Origin of the sequence: Blautia sp. JLR.GB0024 (genome assembly GCF_037000545.1) — a bacterium.
Taxonomy (GTDB): Bacteria; Bacillota; Clostridia; order Lachnospirales; family Lachnospiraceae; genus Blautia; species Blautia celeris.
On sequence record NZ_JBANBF010000054.1, the window covers coordinates 1 to 395 of the forward strand.

Annotated in this window: 1 protein-coding gene; it reads left to right on the forward strand. The window is 34.9% G+C overall.

The window, feature by feature from the left end:
• The coding region (locus V8Q34_RS27395; protein ID WP_335836694.1) for a DDE-type integrase/transposase/recombinase at positions 1-395 on the forward strand (395 nt) is incomplete at both ends.

Sequence of the window (395 nt, forward strand, 5' to 3'; positions counted from 1 at the left end):
GACAGATATCCAGTTTCACATGTCATAAGTTGCAGAAATGATAATCATCTGGTATTTAAAACATTTGAAAAAGCAATCGAAGCCAATCCAGATGCTAAGCCACTTTTTCACTCAGACAGAGGGTTTCAATATACCAGTAAAGTGTTTAAAAGAAAACTTATAGAACAGGAAATGGAACAATCTATGTCAAGAGTTGGACATTGTATTGATAACGGACCTACAGAGGGGTTTTGGGGCATTATAAAAGCTGAAATGTATCAAATGTATGAGATCACAGAGGAAGCTTCTTTAAGGCATGCAATAAATGATTACATACGATTTTATTCAACAAAACGACCACAAGATAGATATCATTGTAAAACACCTTTGGAAGTAAGAAATGAAGCGCTACAGTC